The following is an 883-nucleotide window of genomic DNA, read 5'->3' as shown; positions in this document are numbered from 1 at the left end:
GCTTCCCCGAGGTTTGTAATGCGTGGGTAGGGCAGGCGCTTGGCGTGCGGAGTTTTTTTTACCCCCGACCTCGTCGGGGTGCTGCAGCCGCTGCGCCAGCAGGAAGCCGTAGGCGGCGATGCTGAGACTGGCGTGGTGATGAAAGCCGCGCCAGCCACGGCCCTCGTACTGTCCCAGCCCCAGGTCCTGCTTGAGATCCTGATAGTCACGCTCGATGCGCCAGCGCATCTTGGCCTCGTAGACCATGCGCTGCAGCGGCGTATCCTCGGGCAGCGTGGACAACCAGTACTTCAGCGGCTCTTCGTGGCCCTCGGGCCACTCGATCAGCAGCCATTGCGGCGCGCGCAGCTCGCTGCGCAGCTCGTCGCGGTGCGCAGCACGGACGCGCACGCGGGCGAAGTACGAGCGCAGCGCGGCGTTCGTGCCCTCGCGCCAGGTGATTTCTTCCCAGTCGTCGGGATCGATGTCGAAGGCCACGTCCTTGACCGTGCGGGGGCGGTGCCCGGGGGCGTTGGCGTCGCCGCGGCGCAGTCGCCGTGGGACGCGGCCTCTGCCGCTGTAAGGCCGGGGCGGCAAGGGTTCGTGCCCGGGCGGCCAAACGGTGACGCTGCCGGTCACACCCACCACGTAGGACAAACCAAGCTCGTCCAGGCGCTCGCGAAACGCCGTGTCCACGCCGTAACCCGCGTCCGCCAACACGCAGTGCCTGGGCGCCCCCTGGGCCAGCAAGTGTTCGATCTGCTGCAGCGCGATCCGAGGCTTGGTGGCGAACTCGAGCGCTTCGGGCACACCCGCCTTCTCGCGTCGAGGCGGGTCGTCGGCCCATTCCTGGGGGAGGTACAGCTGCCACGCCACCGGAATGCTGGCCGCCGCGCAGGCCAGT

1 protein-coding gene is annotated in these 883 nt (G+C 69.0%); it reads right to left on the bottom strand.

From position 1 onward, the window contains the following. The coding region (locus HB681_RS37615; RefSeq protein WP_213959985.1) for an IS701 family transposase at window positions 1-883 on the bottom strand (883 nt) is incomplete at both ends.

Origin of the sequence: Variovorax sp. dw_954, assembly GCF_018449755.1 — a bacterium.
In the GTDB taxonomy this organism is placed as follows: Bacteria; Pseudomonadota; Gammaproteobacteria; order Burkholderiales; family Burkholderiaceae_C; genus Variovorax.
The sequence above is the reverse complement of the archived record's forward strand: the minus strand, read 5'-3'. Positions and strand labels throughout refer to the sequence as shown.